The sequence below is a fragment of the Peribacillus sp. NPDC097284 genome, assembly GCF_044761765.1.
In the GTDB taxonomy this organism is placed as follows: Bacteria; Bacillota; Bacilli; order Bacillales; family DSM-1321; genus Peribacillus.
In genome coordinates this window covers 574,048-594,009 of the sequence record NZ_JBIWCZ010000001.1, presented here as the reverse complement: position 1 = coordinate 594,009, position 19,962 = coordinate 574,048, and the positions used below count along the sequence as shown (strand labels likewise).

Annotated in this window: 19 protein-coding genes and 1 other annotated feature (1 of these 20 only partly in view); of the genes, 14 read left to right on the top strand and 5 right to left on the bottom strand. The window is 42.4% G+C overall.

The genetic code is table 11. The features are described from left to right. Nucleotides 1–64, top strand: a binding site (T-box leader) (it extends 155 nt beyond the left edge of the window). 72 nt (nt 65–136) lie between these two features. Beyond that, nucleotides 137–1,393 carry a tyrosine--tRNA ligase gene (gene tyrS, locus ACIQXU_RS03000; RefSeq protein ID WP_402874919.1) on the top strand — a complete coding sequence of 419 codons (1,257 nt, stop codon included), beginning with the start codon at nt 137–139 and terminating at the stop codon, nt 1,391–1,393. 93 nt (nt 1,394–1,486) lie between these two features. Here the strand turns inward: tyrS and rpsD are convergent, their stop codons facing one another. Beyond that, on the bottom strand, nt 1,487–2,089 hold the full coding sequence (gene rpsD / locus ACIQXU_RS02995) for a 30S ribosomal protein S4 (protein WP_402874922.1): 603 nt from the start codon (nt 2,087–2,089) through the stop codon (nt 1,487–1,489). A 481-nt stretch (nt 2,090–2,570) separates the two neighbouring features. Between rpsD and ACIQXU_RS02990 the strand changes: the two genes are divergently transcribed. Continuing rightward, nucleotides 2,571–4,445 (top strand): sensor domain-containing diguanylate cyclase, encoded by a 1,875-nt coding sequence (locus ACIQXU_RS02990; protein WP_402986622.1) that lies wholly within the window; start codon nt 2,571–2,573, stop codon nt 4,443–4,445. Between the two features lie 43 nt (nt 4,446–4,488). On the opposite strand, the gene ACIQXU_RS02985 is transcribed toward ACIQXU_RS02990, so the two are convergent. Beyond that, on the bottom strand, nt 4,489–4,968 hold the full coding sequence (locus ACIQXU_RS02985; RefSeq protein ID WP_402957748.1) for a GAF domain-containing protein: 480 nt from the start codon (nt 4,966–4,968) through the stop codon (nt 4,489–4,491). A 151-nt stretch (nt 4,969–5,119) separates the two neighbouring features. Between ACIQXU_RS02985 and refZ the strand changes: the two genes are divergently transcribed. After that, nucleotides 5,120–5,776: a forespore capture DNA-binding protein RefZ gene (refZ, locus tag ACIQXU_RS02980; RefSeq protein ID WP_402874931.1), complete on the top strand. Its 657-nt coding sequence runs from the start codon at nt 5,120–5,122 to the stop codon at nt 5,774–5,776. Here refZ and hisJ read toward each other — a convergent pair. Continuing rightward, complete coding sequence (gene hisJ / locus ACIQXU_RS02975) at nt 5,769–6,581, bottom strand: histidinol-phosphatase HisJ (protein ID WP_402986620.1); 813 nt, start codon at nt 6,579–6,581, stop codon at nt 5,769–5,771. The two genes, refZ and hisJ, sit on opposite strands and share 8 nt — an antisense overlap. Nucleotides 6,582–6,749: 168 nt before the next feature. On the opposite strand from hisJ, the gene ezrA reads away from it, so the two are divergent. The 6 genes from ezrA (at nt 6,750) to rarD (ending at nt 14,454) form a co-directional block, all read left to right on the top strand. Next, on the top strand, nt 6,750–8,453 hold the full coding sequence (gene ezrA / locus ACIQXU_RS02970; RefSeq protein WP_402986617.1) for a septation ring formation regulator EzrA: 1,704 nt from the start codon (nt 6,750–6,752) through the stop codon (nt 8,451–8,453). Between the two features lie 320 nt (nt 8,454–8,773). Further along, entirely contained in the window at nt 8,774–9,922 is a 1,149-nt protein-coding gene (locus ACIQXU_RS02965; RefSeq protein WP_402986616.1) for a cysteine desulfurase family protein, read from the top strand. Then, nucleotides 9,919–11,130: a tRNA uracil 4-sulfurtransferase ThiI gene (gene thiI / locus ACIQXU_RS02960; RefSeq protein ID WP_402874942.1), complete on the top strand. Its 1,212-nt coding sequence runs from the start codon at nt 9,919–9,921 to the stop codon at nt 11,128–11,130. Before ACIQXU_RS02965 ends, thiI begins: the two co-directional genes overlap by 4 nt. 82 nt (nt 11,131–11,212) lie before the next feature. Then, complete coding sequence (locus ACIQXU_RS02955) at nt 11,213–11,419, top strand: alpha/beta-type small acid-soluble spore protein (RefSeq protein ID WP_402874945.1); 207 nt, start codon at nt 11,213–11,215, stop codon at nt 11,417–11,419. Nucleotides 11,420–11,567: 148 nt separating this feature from the next. Then, nucleotides 11,568–13,151: an acyl-CoA synthetase MbcS gene (gene mbcS / locus ACIQXU_RS02950; protein WP_402986614.1), complete on the top strand. Its 1,584-nt coding sequence runs from the start codon at nt 11,568–11,570 to the stop codon at nt 13,149–13,151. Between the two features lie 373 nt (nt 13,152–13,524). Next, nucleotides 13,525–14,454, top strand: coding sequence for an EamA family transporter RarD (gene rarD, locus ACIQXU_RS02945; protein WP_402986612.1), 930 nt, complete (start codon nt 13,525–13,527; stop codon nt 14,452–14,454). Nucleotides 14,455–14,491: 37 nt separating this feature from the next. Here rarD and ACIQXU_RS02940 read toward each other — a convergent pair whose 3' ends face one another. Next, a complete protein-coding gene (locus ACIQXU_RS02940; RefSeq protein ID WP_402986610.1) occupies nt 14,492–15,307 on the bottom strand; it encodes a protein-glutamine gamma-glutamyltransferase in 816 nt (271 codons plus the stop codon). A gap of 182 nt (nt 15,308–15,489) precedes the next feature. Then, nucleotides 15,490–16,293, bottom strand: coding sequence for an NAD kinase (locus ACIQXU_RS02935; RefSeq protein ID WP_402874957.1), 804 nt, complete (start codon nt 16,291–16,293; stop codon nt 15,490–15,492). A gap of 203 nt (nt 16,294–16,496) precedes the next feature. Here ACIQXU_RS02935 and sppA point away from each other — a divergent pair, with 203 nt between their 5' ends. The 5 genes from sppA (at nt 16,497) to tpx (ending at nt 19,952) form a co-directional block, all read left to right on the top strand. Next, nucleotides 16,497–17,498 carry a signal peptide peptidase SppA gene (gene sppA / locus ACIQXU_RS02930; RefSeq protein ID WP_402874960.1) on the top strand — a complete coding sequence of 334 codons (1,002 nt, stop codon included), beginning with the start codon at nt 16,497–16,499 and terminating at the stop codon, nt 17,496–17,498. Between the two features lie 12 nt (nt 17,499–17,510). Further along, a complete protein-coding gene (locus ACIQXU_RS02925) occupies nt 17,511–18,041 on the top strand; it encodes an RDD family protein (RefSeq protein ID WP_402874962.1) in 531 nt (176 codons plus the stop codon). A gap of 103 nt (nt 18,042–18,144) precedes the next feature. Continuing rightward, nucleotides 18,145–18,837 (top strand): DUF2953 domain-containing protein, encoded by a 693-nt coding sequence (locus ACIQXU_RS02920; RefSeq protein ID WP_402986607.1) that lies wholly within the window; start codon nt 18,145–18,147, stop codon nt 18,835–18,837. A gap of 15 nt (nt 18,838–18,852) precedes the next feature. Further along, a complete protein-coding gene (gene ytfJ / locus ACIQXU_RS02915) occupies nt 18,853–19,326 on the top strand; it encodes a GerW family sporulation protein (protein WP_402874312.1) in 474 nt (157 codons plus the stop codon). A 125-nt stretch (nt 19,327–19,451) separates the two neighbouring features. Beyond that, complete coding sequence (gene tpx, locus ACIQXU_RS02910) at nt 19,452–19,952, top strand: thiol peroxidase (RefSeq protein ID WP_402957736.1); 501 nt, start codon at nt 19,452–19,454, stop codon at nt 19,950–19,952. Nucleotides 19,953–19,962: the final 10 nt, after the last annotated feature.

Below are 19,962 nucleotides of genomic sequence, written 5' to 3'. Positions count from 1 at the left end.
TCTCGAGCGGAGGGCATATTTTGTCCTCAAGTTGGGTGGTACCGCGAATTTATTCGTCCCTTCATTTATATGAAGGGGCGTTTTTGTATGGTTTTTGCGGAAATTTTCAGGATATATATGAAGGAGGAAAAATGGAATGGAATTACTTAAGGATCTCGAGTGGCGGGGAATCATGTACCAACAAACGGATGAAGAAGGACTCAAGGATATTTTGGATAAAGAGAAGATTTCCCTATATTGCGGGGTGGATCCAACTGCAGATAGCATGCATATTGGGCATTTGCTTCCATTCTTAACATTGCGCCGGTTCCAAAAGCATGGACACCGTCCTGTTGTGCTTGTGGGCGGAGCGACTGGTCTCATCGGAGATCCAAGTGGTAAGAAAGAAGAAAGACAGCTGCAAACGTTGGAAAAGGTTCTTTATAATGCAGACTGCATTAAGGGACAGCTTTCCCAAATCTTCGAATTTGAAGGTGAAAATGGTGCAGTGATGGTTAATAACTATGACTGGATCGGCAAAATTGATATGGTGACGTTCCTGCGTGATTATGGAAAATATATCGGTGTGAATTACATGCTTGCCAAAGATACGGTTGCTTCTCGTTTGGAAACAGGAATTTCCTTTACTGAATTTGCGTACACAATTTTACAAGGCATTGATTTCAACCACTTGTACGACAATCATAACTGTAAGCTGCAAATTGGTGGAAGCGATCAGTGGGGGAATATCACCACAGGACTTGAAATGATCCGCAAGTCGCATGATGAAGAGACAAAAGCATACGGCATGACAATTCCACTTGTAACTAAAGCGGATGGCACGAAGTTTGGGAAAACGGAAGGCGGAGCAATCTGGTTGGATCCAGAAAAAACGACGCCTTATGAATTTTATCAATTCTGGATTAACACAGCGGATGCTGATGTCGTGAAATACTTGAAGTTCTTCACATTCTTGTCACGTGAAGTCATTGAGGACTTAGAGAAATCCATGGAAACCGAACCGCACTTACGTAAAGCACAAAAAGCTTTAGGAGAAGAAATGACACGGATGATCCATGGTCAAGAAGCTCTAGATCAAGCAATCAAAATCTCTGCTGCTTTATTCAGTGGTGACGTGAAGAATCTAAGTGCGGCCGAAATTAAAGTCGGGTTTAAAGATTTTCCAAGTTTTGAACGTGAAAGTGACGAAGATATTTCGTTAGTGGACTTAATTGTAGAAGCGAAGATTTCTCCATCTAAACGTCAAGCACGTGAAGATATCCAGAATGGAGCCATCTCCATCAACGGAGAAAAAGTCACTGATTTACAATATATAGTAAACGAAGAGGCTAAGATTGAAGGGGAATTCATCCTAATACGTCGTGGGAAAAAGAAATACACATTAGTGAAATAAGATAGAGAAAGCCGGCTGAATCCCAGCCGGCTTTTATTTGTATTGAATTCCAAGCATAAAAAAACCCCATCCAAGGATGAGGTTCCGAAGGTATTAACGAGAGTAGAACTCAACGATAAGAGCTTCGTTAATTTCAGCTGGCAATTCAGAACGTTCTGGTAAACGAGTGAATGTACCTTCTAATTTCTCAGCATCGAAAGTAAGGAAGTCAGGAACGAAGTTAGTCGCTTCAACTGATTCTTTGATGATTGAGAAGTTACGTGATTTTTCACGAACGCTGATTACTTGTCCAAGAGACACTTTGTAAGAAGGAATGTCTACGCGTTTTCCATCTACAGTGATGTGACCGTGGTTAACAAGTTGACGTGCTTGACGACGTGTACGAGCTAAACCAAGACGGTAAACAAGGTTATCAAGACGTGATTCAAGAAGAACCATGAAGTTTTCACCATGAACACCTTTGATTTTGCCAGCGCGGTCGAACATTGAACGGAATTGACGTTCAGTGATTCCGTACATGTGACGAAGTTTTTGTTTCTCTTGTAGTTGCATTCCGTATTCAGAAATTTTTCTACGTTGGTTAGGACCGTGTTGTCCTGGTGCGTAAGGACGTTTTTCTAATTCTTTACCAGTACCTGTTAGGGAAATCCCTAAACGACGGGATAGTTTCCAGCTTGGGCCAGTATAACGAGCCATAGGATGACTCCTCCTTCGAATGTTTTTATTTTGGTAAAATAAAAACCGTGTGTGAATGAACAATCATGACCATTTTGTTTTCATGTACCTTCGCCCTAGCAGCAGAGAGTTACGAGATACACCTCTGTATGGAGGAACAAAATGAGAACATAAAGGCTGTCACATAGGCTGCAATATTTTACACAAGGAATATTGTATAATACTCTGCCAAGTGAGTCAAGCGGAATCGGATGATAATTATGATTTAGGTAGAGAATGAAATTCAAAATCTTATAAAAAATACTAGAATAAGGGAGAAATTTCAGGGTAGAAGCGTTATAATAAAGTAATAACCTAAAATGAATATTGTCAATCGTTTCCATTATTTCAGGGAGATATGGTATGATCTTGATTACATGTAGTTCTTTTGGACTAATATTTTTTAAATATTTCGTATTTATAAGTTTGCTTAAAAATAGGCTGTGATATAGGGATGATGGAGATGAAGATTAAAACAGTGCAGTTATTGAATGAATTAAGGATACTTTTCTTTCAGCATATGAAAAGTTCGGAAGGGGACCTCCATTTCCAGAAGTTTTTAGAAGGTTTTTTAATAGAGACAAAAGAGCAGCTTTATATGGAAGAGGTATCTTTCTTTAAATTTGATGAGTGGAAGCTACAATATTATAAAGAGGCTTCGACAGGCAGTGTTGAGGACTATATTATGAAGGCGCCCGCACAGGAACATATTGAGAAGGCAATGAACGAAAATAAGAATGACGAAGCATCGTTTGTATTTATGCCGAAGGATTTCCGAGATTTCCAAACGATCATTCCTCTTTGGGATCAGGGGAAGGTCAACGGATTGATAGCCCTGAAAGAACAGGGGATTTCTTTCAGGAGTCTGACAGAGGAGCAAGGGACTGATTTTGCAGGAGAATTCGCAACCATCTTGAAATCGGCTTTATCAATTTCCAAGATGTCAGTCGAGGAGAAACGGAATAAACGGTTGTTCAAGGTCACGGAAAAGTTCTATTCTTCGATGAATATGGATGCGGTCCTGGGAGAAATCATTTCGACCTTGCATACCGTGTATCCAACCTTTGATTATTTCCTGCTTCTCTCCCATGATAATGATAGTCATGAAAATCTGCCGATTAAGGATCTAGAATATGATAGCGAGAATGTGGCGGCCCTGCAAGCTTATGTAACAGGCACCATACAATTCGATGATCACCCCTCTGACGATCATTCTATCTTATATGCACCTCTAAAAGGTAAACAGGGGGTATATGGGGTTTTGCAAGTCATTGCGCCTAACACGCTCATGTTTCCTGAAAGCGAAATCGAGTTCATTGCGTTATTGGCGAATACTGCCGGAAGTGCCCTGGAAAATGCCCAATTGTATCAGCAATCGAAACGTCTCGTATCGGATTTGCAGTTGATTAACGAAACATCTCACCATTTGAATTCCAATCTACGCTTAAGTGAGACGATGGAGTATATGAAACAGCAAATCATGAAGTCCTTTGACGCAGACCAGACAGGTTTTATCTTGCTTCTGCCAGGGGAAAACGTGAATTTATTGACAGGAAGCTCTGATTTTTTTGATTCAGAGGAATCGGAACTGTATGTATCATTCATGAAAGACAAGATTGATAAAGACAAGGAATCATTATTTATAGGGGACTTAAGCGTGAAATGCCCGGGTGTTGATGTGAGGTATCACTCCCTGATGGCTGTTCCGATGATGGAAAGCAACGATGTTAAGGGGTTTGCCTTAGTATTACACGAAGAACCCTATTTCTTTTCCTTTGAAATGTTCAAACTTTTGCAATCACTCATACATCATTCAAGTTTGGCCATGGCGAATTCCATGCTCCGTGAAGAATTGGAAAAGATGGTCATAACAGATCATCTGACTCGGCTATATTCAAGGAGTTATCTCGATGATAAGATGTCCCAGTCGATGGAAGTGGATGAAGAAGGAACATTCATCCTTATTGACATTGATAACTTTAAGAAAGTGAATGACACGTATGGGCACCAAGTTGGGGATGATATCCTCATCCAGGTTGCCAATCTCATTCAGCATAACATCCGTGATACAGATATAGGGGCTAGGTGGGGTGGCGAAGAAATGGCCATTTACCTCCCACGCATACCCTTGGAAACTGGCGTCAAGATTGCGGAACGTTTAAAAGATAAGGTTGGGGAGGAATCCAGTCCGAAAGTGACCATTTCCTGTGGCGTCTCTTACTGGGCAAAAGAGCAGTTCGATAACGTTAAGGAAGTATTCAAACGGGCGGATGAAGCGTTGTATATGGCGAAGAACTCCGGGAAAAATAGGGTGAATGTAAAGGAATGGCGACTTTAAAAGACGAAGGGGAGTGACATTGTCACTCCCCTTCGTCTTGTTTCTATAAATAGTTGCAAAGGATGTCCGTTAATTTCTCCAACCCTTGTTGATCGCTTTCATCAAATCGGTTTGTGATCGGGCTGTCGATATCAAGCACGCCAATTAGCTTGCCATCCTTCATGAGCGGGACGACTATTTCCGATCTCGTGGCAGCATCGCAGGCAATATGTCCCGGGAATTGATGGACGTCCTCAACCCTCATGGTTTTCCGCTCAGCTGCTGAGGTCCCACATACACCTTTGCCGATTGGAATGCGGACGCACGCTGGAAGGCCTTGGAAAGGACCTAAGACCAATTCGTCTTTTTCGAGTAAATAAAATCCAACCCAATTGATTTCGCCCAAGAATTGGTTGAGCAAGGCGGATGCATTACTTAAGTTGGCAATCATGTTCGGTTCATCTTCGATAAGGGCTATGAGCTGTTTTTGTACGAGCGCATAGTTTTCTTCTTTATTTCCTTGATACATTTCGACATTAAACAAAAGGATTCACCTGTCTTCCGCATTATATTACAGGACTTTCTTGACAAGCCACTGGATGTAGAGAAATTGTCGAGAACTTACTAAAGGAGTTGGCCGGTTTCATACAGAATTAATCCACAAGACTTGTCTCAAAGAAAGCGAGGGATTGCCGATGAATCGCCAGACGCCAACGAAACAAGCTATTGTGGAAGCTGCCCTGCATTTATTTCATTTAAAGGGCTACCATGCAACATCCATACGGGATATCGCCAATAAAGCAAAAGTGAATGCTGCCAATATTGCCTACTATTTCAAGAATAAGCAGGGACTGTTGGAGTTCTGCTTCATTTCCTATTTAGAAGAATACCTTCTAGTCCTTGAAAGGAATATGGAACAACTGGAGATTAAAGGTCCACAAGAGTGCCTAATGAATCTAGTGAAGGATATCCTCACGTTTCAGAGAAAGAATTTTTTGGCGGCCCGATTCATCTATGGGGAATCGTCACTTGATTCCAACTTGAACCGTGAAATTCATTCGACCTATTTTACAAAAGAAAAATCTTACTTTCAATATATTCTGGAACAAGGGATTAAAAGCAGGAACTTCCATTCGGTTTCCATCCCCATGTTCATGTTGCAGTTAAAAGGCCTATTAACAGCGCCGGTCCTTCATACCCATTATGCAATGGAAGTCCTGCATGTGTTCCCTCAGGAAGCCTATTATACGAATCTATATGCAGAGGAAGTCGGTCGGTTCCTGGAAGATACATTATTCATTTCGGAAGAGCTGCAACCCCTGCTAGCGGGAAGACCCGAAATGTTTACTTGAATGAGCCCTTGAATTCCGGAATGAGCGACTCGAAACCCTGTCCTAAATCCTTGGCTTGATGAGCATCGGAACCATAAACGAGCGGGATGCCGAGATCCATGGCCCGTCTGGCAAAGCGCTCCGGAGGATAAGGCTCACCACAAAGTGGTTTTACGAAACCAGCTCCGTTATAATCAAGTGAATACCCCTGTTCCTTGATCAAACCCAAAACTCGGTATACGCGGTCGTCAAAATTGTTTTCAGGCGGATATCGATGCTGGAATTTATGAACAAGGGTAATGTGCCCGATTCGTTTTGGTTTATAGATTCCTAGATCAGCACGAATTGATTTTTCTAAGGTATCGTAATATTTGGCATATACAGCATCGATGGATCCTAATTCGGTCGCAATCGAACGGAATGTAGCATCACTGAAATCGATGCAGCGCCAGTTCTGTTCCTGCTTGATGAAATGGACGGAAAGAATGCTGTCATCTAGGAATTCGCCGACTTCATTGAGGAATTCTTTTGTTTCCTTTTCGAATCCCTCTATAAAGTCAACCTCCAGGCCTCTTTTAATGAGGATTTTGTCTTTGTAATGCTCTTTTAATACATGAAGCTCTTGAAAGTAATCAAGAAGCAGGGTGGGATCCATTCCACTGTCTTTTTCAGGGGTCGGATCTTGAAAACCCGGTGGTAAAGGTGCATGTTCCGTGAACGTAATTTCCTTTAATCCGAGTTCAATTCCCCTTGTAATATAATCATCAAATGTATCCGCTGAACCGTGTGGGCAAAACGAAGTATGCACATGTCTATCAGATTTCATGTTCTTTCCCTCCCATATAAACGGTATTTGTAGCAATTTTCTACAAAAATTATATTTTTCTCGTCAAAAATTATTGCTAACATGGTATCATAAAAGCATTAAATTGAACATTTTTTACATTTATATATAAAAGAGCGTGGCTGTAAGGATTAGAACAGGGGGCTTACCATGGTATTCATATACATACTTGGAATAATAATCGTGTTATTTTTAATTTTCATAGTTTGGGGCTATTTTTACAAAAAGAAATACTTCAAGGAAATCGATCGTCTTGAATCCTGGAAGATCAGTATCTTGCATCGCCCCGTTTTAGAAGAACTATCCAAAGTCAAACAATTGAACATGACAGGTGAAACAGAAGAAATGTTCGAAAACTGGCGCGTGGAATGGGATGCCATCATTACGGATCATATGCCGAAAGTTGAAGAGCTCTTGTTCGATGCGGAGGAATTTGTCGATAAATTCCGTTTCAGCCGTTCGAAAGAGACACAGCGACAAATTACGTTAAAACTCGATGAAATTGAAGAAATGATCAAAAAAATCTTGTACGAATTGAATGAACTTGTTGGCAGTGAAGAAAAGAACCGAGTGGAAATTGAGGACATAAAAGAAACGTATCGCCAATTGAAAAAGACATTGCTTGCCCATCGTCATAATTATGGGAAAGCGGCGGATAAGCTTGAATCCTCCCTTGATGAGGTATTGCAGATCCTCCAGCAGTATGAGGAAGAAACGGTCAATGGGAACTATTTAAATGCGAGGGAACTTGTCCTTTCCATAAAGGAAAAGCTCACTGTCCTGGGTACGAAAATGGAAATGCTCCCTAAGTTATTGGTTGATAGCCAATCCGAGTTACATTCGCATCTTAGTGAATTGAAAGACGGATATCAGGAGATGGCCGGTCAGGGTTATCTATTGAGCCATATCCAATTCGAACAGGAAATCTCCCGTTTGGAGAATGAACTGGACCTATATAAGACACAATTGGAAAATGCAGAAACGGAAGCGGTTGAAACGGGAATCAAGGATGTCAGGGAAAGCATTGAGGTGCTATACGACCTACTGGAGAAAGAAGTGCTTTCCAAACAGTACATCCTGAAGAATGATGAAGTGCTCCGGAATATGATAAATGACCTTGGAGAAGAAATCGATGAGCAAAAAACAGAAACCGTGCATGTTCAAGAAACGTATCATCTCACTGAAAATGAATTGGAAGCACAACGGAAGATGGAAAAGCAAATTGCCCAGATTTCCAAACGCTATCAATTGCTTGTCTTGAAAATTGAAGATAATGTAATGGCGAGCTCGCTGATCAGTGAAGAAATGCAAAGCCTTGCCAAACAGCTGAACGAATTGCAAGAAAGCCAAAAGGACTTCAGTATTAAATTACAGGATTTAAGAAAAGATGAAATGGATGCAAGGGACTCACTGGCCGATTTGAAACGGAAAATGATCGAAACCAGCCGATTGATTACCAAGAGCAACATTCCCGGTCTGCCTGAAGAGTATAAATTGGTGCTTCAGGATGCTAAGGAAAGCGTGAGTGACGTTCAAAGCAAACTGGAGGAAAAACCTCTTGATATGTCCGCTGTCTATATCTACCTAGAAAAAGCCGTTGAACAGGTCAACAAGGTTTATGATAAGGCACATGAACTCATTGAACATATGTATCTCGCAGAAAAAGTGATTCAATTCGGTAATCGGTACCGTAGCAGTCATGAGACGGTTGCTGAAAGCTTGAGACAAGCTGAAGCCAAATTCAGGAGCTATGAGTATCAAGCTGCATTGGAAACGGCTGCCACCGCGATTGAAAAGGTCGACCCAGGCAGCTTACGAAAAATCGGAGCGAATCTAGAAGAAGTTCTTTCCTGAAAACCCGCTATTGCGGGTTTTTTCGTGTGATCACAAAGTAGATGATAGCGAGGCTTGGTTGAAGGCCCTTCAGAACGTTTTTAAATCCCGAGAGGCTTATTTAATCCAGGATGTAATGTCATGCTCCATATAAGCCTCAGGATGGCTAAAAAGCGGAGGGAAAGGATGAAGCAAAGAAAAGATGGGGGTAACTTGTTTACCTAGGTGTTTCCATTCTCTTTCAATTTCAATTATGTTAAAATTAGAAGTTGCAAGTGCAACATATGAAACGGACTAAAGACGATTTACATCATAGATACAAGAACATGGAAGGTGAAACCATGATTTATTTTGATAATAGTGCAACAACAAAACCATATCCAGAAGTGATTGAGTCATTCATAAAGGTGTCTACTGATTATTTCGGTAACCCATCTTCCCTTCATGGGCTTGGAGTGCAGGCCGAAAAATTATTGTCTGCAGCTAGAAAGCAGATGGCTGAATTGCTAAAGGTGAAAAGCTCGGAAATTTATTTCACGTCCGGTGGGACGGAATCGAATAACCTGGCGATCAAAGGGGTGGCACAGGCGTACGCTAACCGGGGAAAACATATCATCACGACGGCCATTGAACATCCATCCGTCGGTGATGCATGCCACTCTTTGGAGGAACAGGGATTTGAATTGACCTACTTGCCTGTCGATGAGCAAGGTCGAATTTCACTCTCCGACCTTGAACTAGCATTACGGGAAGATACGATTTTAGTATCGATCATGCATGTGAATAACGAAGTGGGTTCCATTCAGCCCATTGCGGAGATCGGTAGCTTGCTGAAACGTTACCCAAAAGTGCTTTTCCATGTTGACCATGTACAGGGAGCCGGTAAGGTTGATTTGCCAATAAGGGAAAGTAATATAGACCTCTGTTCCATTTCTGGCCATAAAGTTCATGGGTTGAAGGGAACTGGCATCCTTTATATCCGCGATGGTGTCCGTATTCAATCCTTGTTCCATGGAGGCAATCAAGAGACGAAAATAAGAAGTGGCACAGAAAATGTGGCCGGCATTGTCGCCCTTTCCAAAGCTTTTCGCATTAGTATGAACAATCAACAGCTGTATCATGATAAGATGCAACAAATCCGGGATTATTTATACGAGGGCCTTATGAAAATGGATGGAGTCTTGGTAAACAGCCCATTAAATGGGGTTCTTCATATCCTGAATTTTTCCGTGCCCGGTCTTAAGTCGGAAGTATTGCTTCATGCTCTTGAAGCTGAGGGAATAGTTGTCTCGACTACAAGTGCCTGTTCTTCTAAAAAAAGGACGTCAAGCAAAACGGTGGAAGCGATGTTTCATGACTCCGTCCGTTCCGAGAGCGTGATTCGGATCAGCACCACTTATAGTAATCAATTGGAAGAAGCAGAGAAAGTCCTGGCAGCGATCCAGAAAATAGTCGCTAATTTAGAAAAAATAATGAGGGTTGCGAAATGAAATTTGATCATATAATTATCCGCTACGGCGAAATCTCGACGAAGAAAAGAAACCGCAAAGGCTTCGTGGACAAGATGAAGGCACATGTCCGCTGGAGTTTAAAGGATATCGAGGGCGTGCAGTTGACTTCGAATCGGGAACGGATGTATGTCCTGTTAAATGGGGTCGATCACAAGCCGGTCATAGAACGATTGAAAGGGATTTTTGGCATTCAGTCCTTGAGCCCCGCGGTTAAAATCGAACGGGACCTGGAAGTGATGAAAAATGCGGCTTTGTATTATTTGAACAACACACTTGGGGAAGTCGCTACATTTAAAATTACGACAAAACGGTCCGATAAGGATTTTCCATACAATACGGATGAAATAAATCGGGCGCTAGGCGGTCATTTGCTTCGTAATACCGAAGATTTAAAAGTGGATGTAAAAAACCCAGATCTGAATTTACTTGTGGAAGTGCGACGGGAAGCAGTGTATTTAACAGGTGAAATCATTCCAGGAGCCGGCGGTCTGCCATTTGGTTCAAGTGGTAAAGCAATGTTGATGCTCTCAGGTGGAATCGACAGTCCTGTTGCCGGATTCCTATCAATGAAACGTGGATTGGATGTGGAAGCGATCCACTTTTACAGTCCTCCTTTCACAAGTGAACGTTCCCGCCAAAAGGTGATAGACCTCGCAGGGAAGCTTGCTGAAATTAGTGGCAGCATGAAGGTCCATATCGTACCATTCACGGAAATCCAGTTACTGATCCAGAAACAGATCCCGGAGAACTACTCCATGACGACAACACGCCGCTTAATGATGCGTGTTGCGGACAAAATTCGTGAGAAAGAAGATGCAATGGCACTGATCACGGGTGAAAGCCTTGGACAGGTAGCAAGTCAGACGATGAGCAGTATGTATGCCATCAATGAAGTGACGAATACGCCCATTCTTCGTCCGTTAATCACAATGGATAAAACGGAAATCATCAAAATGGCTAGAGAGCTGGATACATTTGAAATTTCGAATCTTCCATTCGAGGATTGCTGTACGGTCTTCACACCGGCAAGTCCGAAGACAAAGCCGAAACGCGAAAAAGTCAATTATTATGAAAGCTTCGTGGACTTCGAAACATTGATTGAAAAAGCGGTGTCCGACACAGAGATTGTGACGGTCCAACCTGGACAGGTTTTCGACGATAATGAAGCGCTGGAAGACCTCTTTTAAAACCCTACAATTACCAATAAATAAGTAGGAATGAAGCCATGTGTTTTAACACACTCTATAATCACAAGGAGGTGAAAAACACATGGCAAACAACAACAGCTCAAACGACTTATTGGTACCTGGAGTAGAACAAGCTCTAGAACAAATGAAATACGAAATCGCTTCAGAATTCGGTGTGCAACTTGGTGCAGATACAACTTCTCGCGCTAACGGATCAGTGGGTGGAGAAATTACAAAGCGTCTAGTTCAAATGGCTGAACAACAATTAGGCGGCGGATTCAGACGATAAGATAATTGAATAAATATGGCTGCAGAGAGCGGGGGTTCCCCCGCTCTCTTTATTTTATTTCAGAAAAAAACATCGTTAAGATATTAAAATGGGGAAGTATCTTGTATAATGAGTAGGTACTAAGAGTTCATGAATGGAGGAGAAGAGAATGAAGCGTGAAGAATTATTGGCTCCGGAACATTACAACTTAGTGAGTGAAATGGAACGTTTTGCATCAAATCCGGAAAAAGTGGCAGTACTTTGGGAAAACGAAACCGGGCACAGAAAACAACTTACATATGAGAACTTATTAAAAAACGCAAATAAATTCGGTAATGTCTTTATAAAAATGGGACTGGAAAAAGGGGATACGGTTCTGATCATCATCCCTCGTTTAGTTGAAGCGTATCAAGTATATTTAGCCGCCCTTAAAATCGGGGTGGTTGTCATTCCTTGCTCCGAGATGCTCCGTGCAAAAGATTTAAAATATCGGATCAATCACGGTGATGTAAAGGGCATTGTCAGTTATCATGAATACACCCATGAATTCAATGAAATTAAAGAAACAGAAAATCTCTTGAAATTCTCGATAGGACAACAAGTGGATGGGTGGCATGATTTGAATGGATTAGCTGAAGATGAGTCCGAACAGCTTGCTTTGGCTGATACGAAAAGTGAGGATATGGCCTTCTTATCCTATACTTCAGGTACGACAGGAAATCCTAAGGGAGTTGTACATACACATGGTTGGGCTTATGCCCATTTAAAGACATCGGCGGCAAACTGGTTGGGAATTAGCGAGGGAGATGTCGTCTGGGCAACCGCTGGACCCGGGTGGCAGAAGTGGATTTGGAGTCCGTTCCTGGCAGTCCTGGGGACCGGTGCAACTGGGCTTGCATATCATGGGAGATTTGAACCGAAGAAGTATTTGCAGTTGCTGCAGGATTACAAAGTGAATGCCCTTTGTTGTACGCCTACAGAATACCGTCTGATGGCGAAAGTGGATAATCTCGATGATTATGACTTATCTGCTCTCCATAGCGCTGTATCGGCCGGGGAACCGTTAAATCAAAAGGTGTTTGAAGTGTTTAAGAATCATTTTAACATCGAAGTGCGTGACGGATATGGCCAAACGGAAAATACGCTTTTGGTCGGTGTGATAAAAGGCATGGAAATTAAAATGGGCTCAATGGGCAAACCGACTCCAGGAAATCATGTCGAGATCATCGATGATGCCGGAAAGCCATGTCTTCCTGGCGTGGTAGGGGATATCGCGGTGCATGTGGATACGCCTGCCCTCTTCAAAGAGTATTTTAAGGATCCGGAACGCACGGCGAGACAATTTCGCGGTGACTATTATGTAACAGGGGATCAGGCTAAGAAAGATGAAGAAGGTTATTTCTGGTTTGAAGGCCGTTCCGATGATATCATCATCAGTTCGGGGTATACAATCGGGCCCTTTGAAGTCGAAGATGCGCTCATTAAGCATCCCTTCGTGAAAGAATGTGCAGTCGTAGCAAGTCCGGATGAAGTGCGGGGGAGTGTTGTTAAAGCATACATTGTCTTGATTGATAGTGTAGACCCTCATCGTCCAGATTTAATAAAGACGCTTCAGCAACATGTGAAAGACATGACGGCTCCTTATAAATACCCTAGAAAAATAGAATTTTTAAAGGAACTTCCTAAAACGACGTCCGGTAAGATCAAGCGGGTCGACTTACGTAAAATGGAAGAAAGACTCCTGGAAAAGTAGGAGGAAACTCGAACGTCAGCCATTGTGCTGGCGTTTTTTTAGTGAAGCAAAAATGTGGGATTAAATCAAATGAGGTGATACACTTACTGCATATTATGGGAAACTTACGTGCTAAAGAAGATCGGCAAGTTAGGGAGAGGCAGGCTTCTTATGGAAAAATGATGTCTGCAATATTTCCGGGGAAATCGACCTGAAAGGACAATGTTTGCTTTCTAAGTAGGTGGTCCTTGTCGTTTAAGGAAGACAATCGAATCGGAAGGGGAAAAGGGTAAGGGGTAAGTCATCAAAGAAATGAAGGTACAGAAAAAATCGTTCCATTAGAGCAAATTTGAGCGTGACTATGGAATGATGCAAAGGGAAAGAAGGAAAGGTTATGAAAGTAAGCGAACAAAAAGAAGGGGCGATTTATGCAGCCGTTTCTTATATGATGTGGGGCATTGTCCCGATATATTGGAAATTTCTTCAGGGCGTTGGGGCAGCGGAAATTTTAGCTCAGCGGGTATTATGGTCCTTCGTCTTCATGGTGGTTTTATTGGCATTCATGAAAAAATGGCGGGCTTTTGTCGATTATGTTAAAGAAATCCTAGGCAACCCCAAATTATTTGCCGCATTATTGACGGCCTCGCTATTGGTCTCAGCTAACTGGGGAGTGTTCATATGGGCTGTTAACTCAGAACGAATCCTCGACACGAGCCTTGGTTATTATATCAATCCGCTTGTCAGCGTTTTGTTGGGAGTCATCGTCTTGAAAGAAAAACTAAGCCGATCGCAGGTCGTTTCATTCATCCTCGCTGGAATTGGTGTCTTGATCCTTGGTATCCACTTTGGAACGATTCCATGGGTATCGCTCATCCTGGCCATCACGTTTGGACTCTATGGCTTGGCGAAAAAGATGATCAAGGCCGAATCAGCCGTGGGACTGACGCTTGAAACGATGATGGTGACGCCACTTGCGTTGGGTTACTGGATATATTTGATGCTCCATTCGGATTCGCAATTTTTCGCATCCAGCGGAACGAGCCTGATGTTGATGGGTGGGGGAATCGTAACGGCACTACCCTTACTGTACTTTGCGAAAGGTGCAGAGAAGGTGCCTTTGTCCATGCTTGGCATCCTGCAGTACATTGCCCCAACCTTGACTTTGCTCCTAGGGGTGTTCGTATATCATGAAAGCTTTACAAAAGCACACTTCTTGGCCTTTATCTTCATCTGGTCCGCATTGGTCGTTTATACACTTTCCATTACGAAATGGGGAAAAGTGGGTGCTGGTAGATTTAAAGGAAAAAGAAATATAGGTGCCTAAAAAAGCGCTTGGAGGGATGATTCCCTCCAGGCGCTTTTTAGGTTAAATAGGTGTTGGAACCTATCTCGCCAACGATCATATTATCGAGTGAATCCGTATCGTCACGTTCACTTTTTATGGAGTAGGGCCGATAAGCGGAACTGTCGATTTGGATAATATGTGTTGTCAGGTAGGCGGAGATCATGGATCCCCAAATTCTGTTACTATTCAATTCGGTAATGATTTCTTGTTGATCGGTGACTCCGATACCATGCGCAAAGAAGAGGTTCTGGCCTAACATGATTGCATTTTCCCCTTGCCATTCCGGGGTGTTCGGAGCAAAGTCCGGATTTTTGAAGTATAAGCAGTCACCAGGTAAATAATCCATCCCCTCATGGACAAGGATGGAAAGATGATGATGATAGTGCCAGTTGTAAAGAAACAGATCAGGAAAAATACGATCGAAATTCTTAGGTCCGATTGAATCCAGTATCGCTTTATAAAATACGACCAATATGGCTGTTCCGCATTCGAAAGAGTATAGTCTGCCGTTTATGAATATGTCATTCAATGCCATGTGTGGAGGGATATTCGGCCAGAGTTCAAAAGCCCGGTCTTTCGTGAGTTGCCAAACTTGTGGATTGCATAGGGAATCTTCGAGGATCGTAAATTCGGCCCCACTTTCCTCTAACAATACGGAAGCCTGAATGGCCTTCATACGTATTTTTAAGTCGAAACGAAAATCTTCCAATGTGTCAAACTCAAAAACGGTAGGATATATGGCCATCAGCTGAATAATGGTTGATAGGTTCTTGTTTGTTATACCGGCTAGCAGCTGGCTAGCGTCGATCGGTTTGTGATTGATTTTTATCATGATGATATCCGCCTTTTGGTGAAGTTAATGTAAGGGGTGTTTGCATATACATGATAATTATATGAGTACTTGCATGAAAGTGTTAGACGACTAGACTCTTTTCCGGACTTTATCCTTAACAGGAGTGCAATCATAAAAAAGGCTTGGAAGAAACATCCTCCAAACCTGCAAATCTAGGCGTTTTATAAAAAGGTGCGTTTTACTTTTTCCCAATAGGAATTATCCTTTAATTTGACCGTTTTCATGACTTTCTTGCTTAAGCGGATCTTGATTTTCTCTATATTGCGAATACTCAGGGCCTCGTTGTCCAAGCCAATGATCGGGTAGCTTGGCCCGTTTTGCCCAAGGTGGACGGTCAGCGTTCGGTCGCCGCTCAGGATGAAGGACGAGCCTAAGGTCCGGTAGGTATTATTGTTGATCGAAGCGAGTTCACTGACCTGGAAGCATGGTAGAAGCGGATCGACTACTGCTCCATTCACGGACTTATTATAGGCGGTGCTGCCCGTCGGGGTCGCGATGATGATTCCATCTCCGCGCAGTGTTTCAAAATGGATGTGATCAATGAAAATGTCCATGATAAAGGTTTTGATGACGGATGTGCGGATGCTGAGCTCGTTCAAGGCATAGAAAAAGGGTTGGTCATCGAGCTGGATATCGATAACAGGATATTTACGGACCTCGATTTGTTCGTTCGTCATGGCAACGATCATTCTGTTTACGTCTTCCATGTAAAAATCACAATACATGTTCAAGTTGCCTGTGGTAGAAACGCCTGCATATAAACAGTCATCCCGAAACCCGGTTTTCCGGACGGCTTGTAGAAAGGTGCCGTCATCACCGATGCTAACGATGATGTTGGCCTTTCTATAATCCTTGACGACTTCAAATGAATATTGTTGCGCCAACTCCGTCAATCTCTTGACGTTCTTTATCATCTGCTCGTTCTGTACATGAAAAAAATAAATATTCCGGCGATTGGTCATCATGATTCCCCCATTAAATATGTATAGTCTTGTTAGGGCCTACTCAATAAAATCAAGGAAAAAGTTGATAGAACAAGATGCCTTGCCATTTCCAATTTGAGGATTATTTGCTACAATTTTAAGATGGTCTCATTTTATCATGGATTGAAACTTTTTTGTTTACAGTTCGTAAGATAAGAGTGATAGAAATTTAAGGGGGAACACATATGAATGGGAAGCGTTGGGCTGCTCTGGGTATCGCAGCCGTTTTATTTTTTGTTTCTATTGGCGTAGGTCTAGCCACCACTTTATTTGCAACCGATACAGAAAGTGTTTTCGAAGATTTTTTTGCGTCCGATAGCGGATTTTACGAAGAAGTCATAGAAGGCGAAGATCCAACCAATGTCATCGCGGTATTGGATGTAGAAGGAACGATTCAGGATACAGGGGAAGCTTCCCTGTTAAGTTCGGAAACCTACAATCACCGGGATTTCATGGACAAGCTGCAAATGGCGGAAGAGAATGACAATATCAAAGGAATTATCCTTCGAGTGAATTCACCAGGCGGCGGGGTTGTGGAAAGCGCTGAAATCTACGACAAAATCCTTGATATTAAAAAGGTGAAAAAGCCCGTATATGTGTCCATGGGTTCCATGGCGGCATCCGGTGGGTATTATATTTCTGCACCAGCCGATAAAATCTTTGCCAGCCCCGAAACCATGACAGGTTCACTTGGTGTCATCATGCAGGGGTACAATTACGAGAAATTAGCCGAGAAATATGGTGTCGAATTTGAAACGATCAAAAGCGGTACATACAAAGACATTATGAGTCCGACGAGGGAAATGACCAATGATGAACGGAAAATCCTCCAAAATATGATCGATAATTCTTATGATCAATTCGTCAAGATCATTGCCAATGGACGTGGCATGTCCGAAAAAGAAGTAAGGAAGATTGCGGATGGGCGGATCTATGATGGACGTCAGGCGAAAGAAGTTCATTTAATTGATGACTTCGGCCATTTGGATGATGTGATTGCTGCCATGAAAAACGATATCGGTCAAAAAAATGCGCAAGTCATTCGTTATACAGGTGAAGCCGGATTCGGTTCATTGTTCAGTATGGGAGCGCAAAAAATATTGGGAAATGATGTGGAAACGGCCGTGTTGACAAAAATCCTTTCCTCTTCAAATTCCCCACGCTTGATGTATTTGTATGCGGAATAGGGGGGCTGAAGAATGACGGAACAAAATGATAGCAATGAAAGAATCGTACCATCCAATCTAGCATCGGAGCAGGGACCCATACAGCCAGAGCTTTTGCCAGTCCAACCTCTAGAGGATGATGGCGATGTGAAAGTCGTGTGTTTTGCCGGTTTTTGGATGAGATTTTGGGCCTATTTAGCGGACTTGTTTGTGATTGGCAGTTTGAATCGCATCTTGATTCACCCCATCTTTAAGTTTTATAATGAGTCAGATAACCTTTGGTTTTCTGCTGAGGCCTTATTGACGGCCATTGTCTTTTTCCTTTATTTCATCCTGATGACCAAATTCTTCAATCAGACATTAGGCAAGATGATTTTTGGTTTGAAGGTAGTGGCCTTGAAGGAAGAGACGATTACCTGGGGTACGGTATTATTCAGGGAATTGTTTGGACGTTATATTTCCAAAGTTACCTGGGTCGGCTACCTTTTGGCAGGCCTATTACCCAAGAAACAGGCTTTGCATGATATCTTTGCGGACACGAGCGTCGTTTTAATTAGAAGATGATGCCCTTTTTAATAAATAAACCTGTCGGACTGCCATTTTAGGTCCAATAGGTTTATTTTTTTTTGACGAGGCCGATAATGAATGGCTGAAAGGGTGTGGATGTGTGAAATGGATTGTAATGATATTGGCTATCCTCATAGCGGTGTTGCTTCTTCTCATTTTCACTAAAGTCAGGGTGCATTTTACCTATAAGCGTATTCAAAAAGATGATCTTATCCATATGAAAATGACGGCTTGGCATGGCTTATTGCATTACACATTGAAGGTGCCAGTCATAAAGAAAGACGATGAATCGACGGCTCTCATCGTGGAGAAAGAAACGGACACGATGAATGATACGGAAAAGAAGTCGACGGCCAAGCTTACACCGGAAGAGTTCATGAATGGTTTAAGCGATATGCGGGCCTTGATCCACCATATAGTTGATTTGCATCGGATCATTCGGCACTTCCTCGGGAAAGTCCAAGTGAAAGAGTTTGCATGGCATAGTATGATAGGGACGAAACATGCTGCCCAAACAGGGATATTAACAGGTAACTGTTGGGCCCTTAAAGGATCGATCATTGGTTTATTGACCACCTATCTGAATTTTCGGGTCATGCCTTCCTATACGATTACACCGGATTTTTATCGAAAACAGGCCAATACGTCCATTGCTTGCATATTAGAATTCAGAGTCGGGCAAGCTATACTGACTGGGATAAAACTGCTTCGCTACTGGAAAGGCGGTAAAGTGAAATTCAAGTCTAAGAAATTAGCGAAGCTAACTGGAGATTCCAATAATCAATCGATGTAGAGTGGAGGAATTTAGATGTCTGATCACCCAATACAAGGTTTAATGAAAGAAGCCATGGAGAACTTGAAAGAGATGGTCGATGTTAACACGATCATCGGAGACCCAGTGGAAACCCCCGATGGAAGTGTCATTTTAACGGTTTCCAAAGTGGGCTTCGGATTTGCCGCTGGAGGCAGTGAATTTGTGATCGATGGTAACCATCAAGGTCAACAGGGCGATTCAAAGCAACCATTTGGTGGGGGTAGTGGTGGTGGAGTATCCATTACGCCTATAGCTTTCCTTATTGTTGGTACACATGGCGTGAAGATGATTCATTTAGATGAAGGTACGCATCTTTTAGAAAAAATGATGGATTTAGCACCGCAGGTCGTTGATAAGATCCAATCGATGCTAGCTAAAAAAGATAATAATCAATCAAGGCAAGATAGCGGTCAAAGGAATTCAATGAACATGAACAATCAACAACCTAAACAGGATTTGGATTTCTAATGCGACTCGGCGTCCGCCGAGTTTTTCTTTTTGATGTAAAATTCTAAAATCCAATTAATTGCAAAATTACGATAAAACAAATATCATAAAGCTTGTACATAAAGCATATAAAGGAGGAATTTTTAATGGCTTCAGTTACTTTTAAAAACAACCCGGTCACTTTAGTGGGACCAGAACTTAAAGTTGGGGATAAAGCACCTGATTTTACAGTATTGGCTAATGATTTAACACCGGTTACATTAAACGACTCAAAAGGCACAGTCCGCATTATCAGTGTCGTTCCGTCCGTTGATACAGGCGTTTGCGATGCACAGACACGCAAATTCAATGAAGAGGCTGCCAAATTGGATAATGTGAAAGTATTGACGATCAGCAATGACCTTCCATTCGCACAAAAACGCTGGTGTGCTGCAAGCGGACTCGACAATGTCCAAGTCCTTTCCGATCACCGCGACCTTTCTTTTGGGGAAGCTTACGGTGTTGTGATGAAGGAACTTCGTTTACTGGCACGTTCCGTATTCGTCGTGAACAGTAACGATGAAATCACTTATGTTGAATATGTAAGTGAAGGTACGACTCATCCAAACTATGAAGGTGCCATTGAGGCAGCTAAAGCAGCAAAGTAAGGACTGAGCT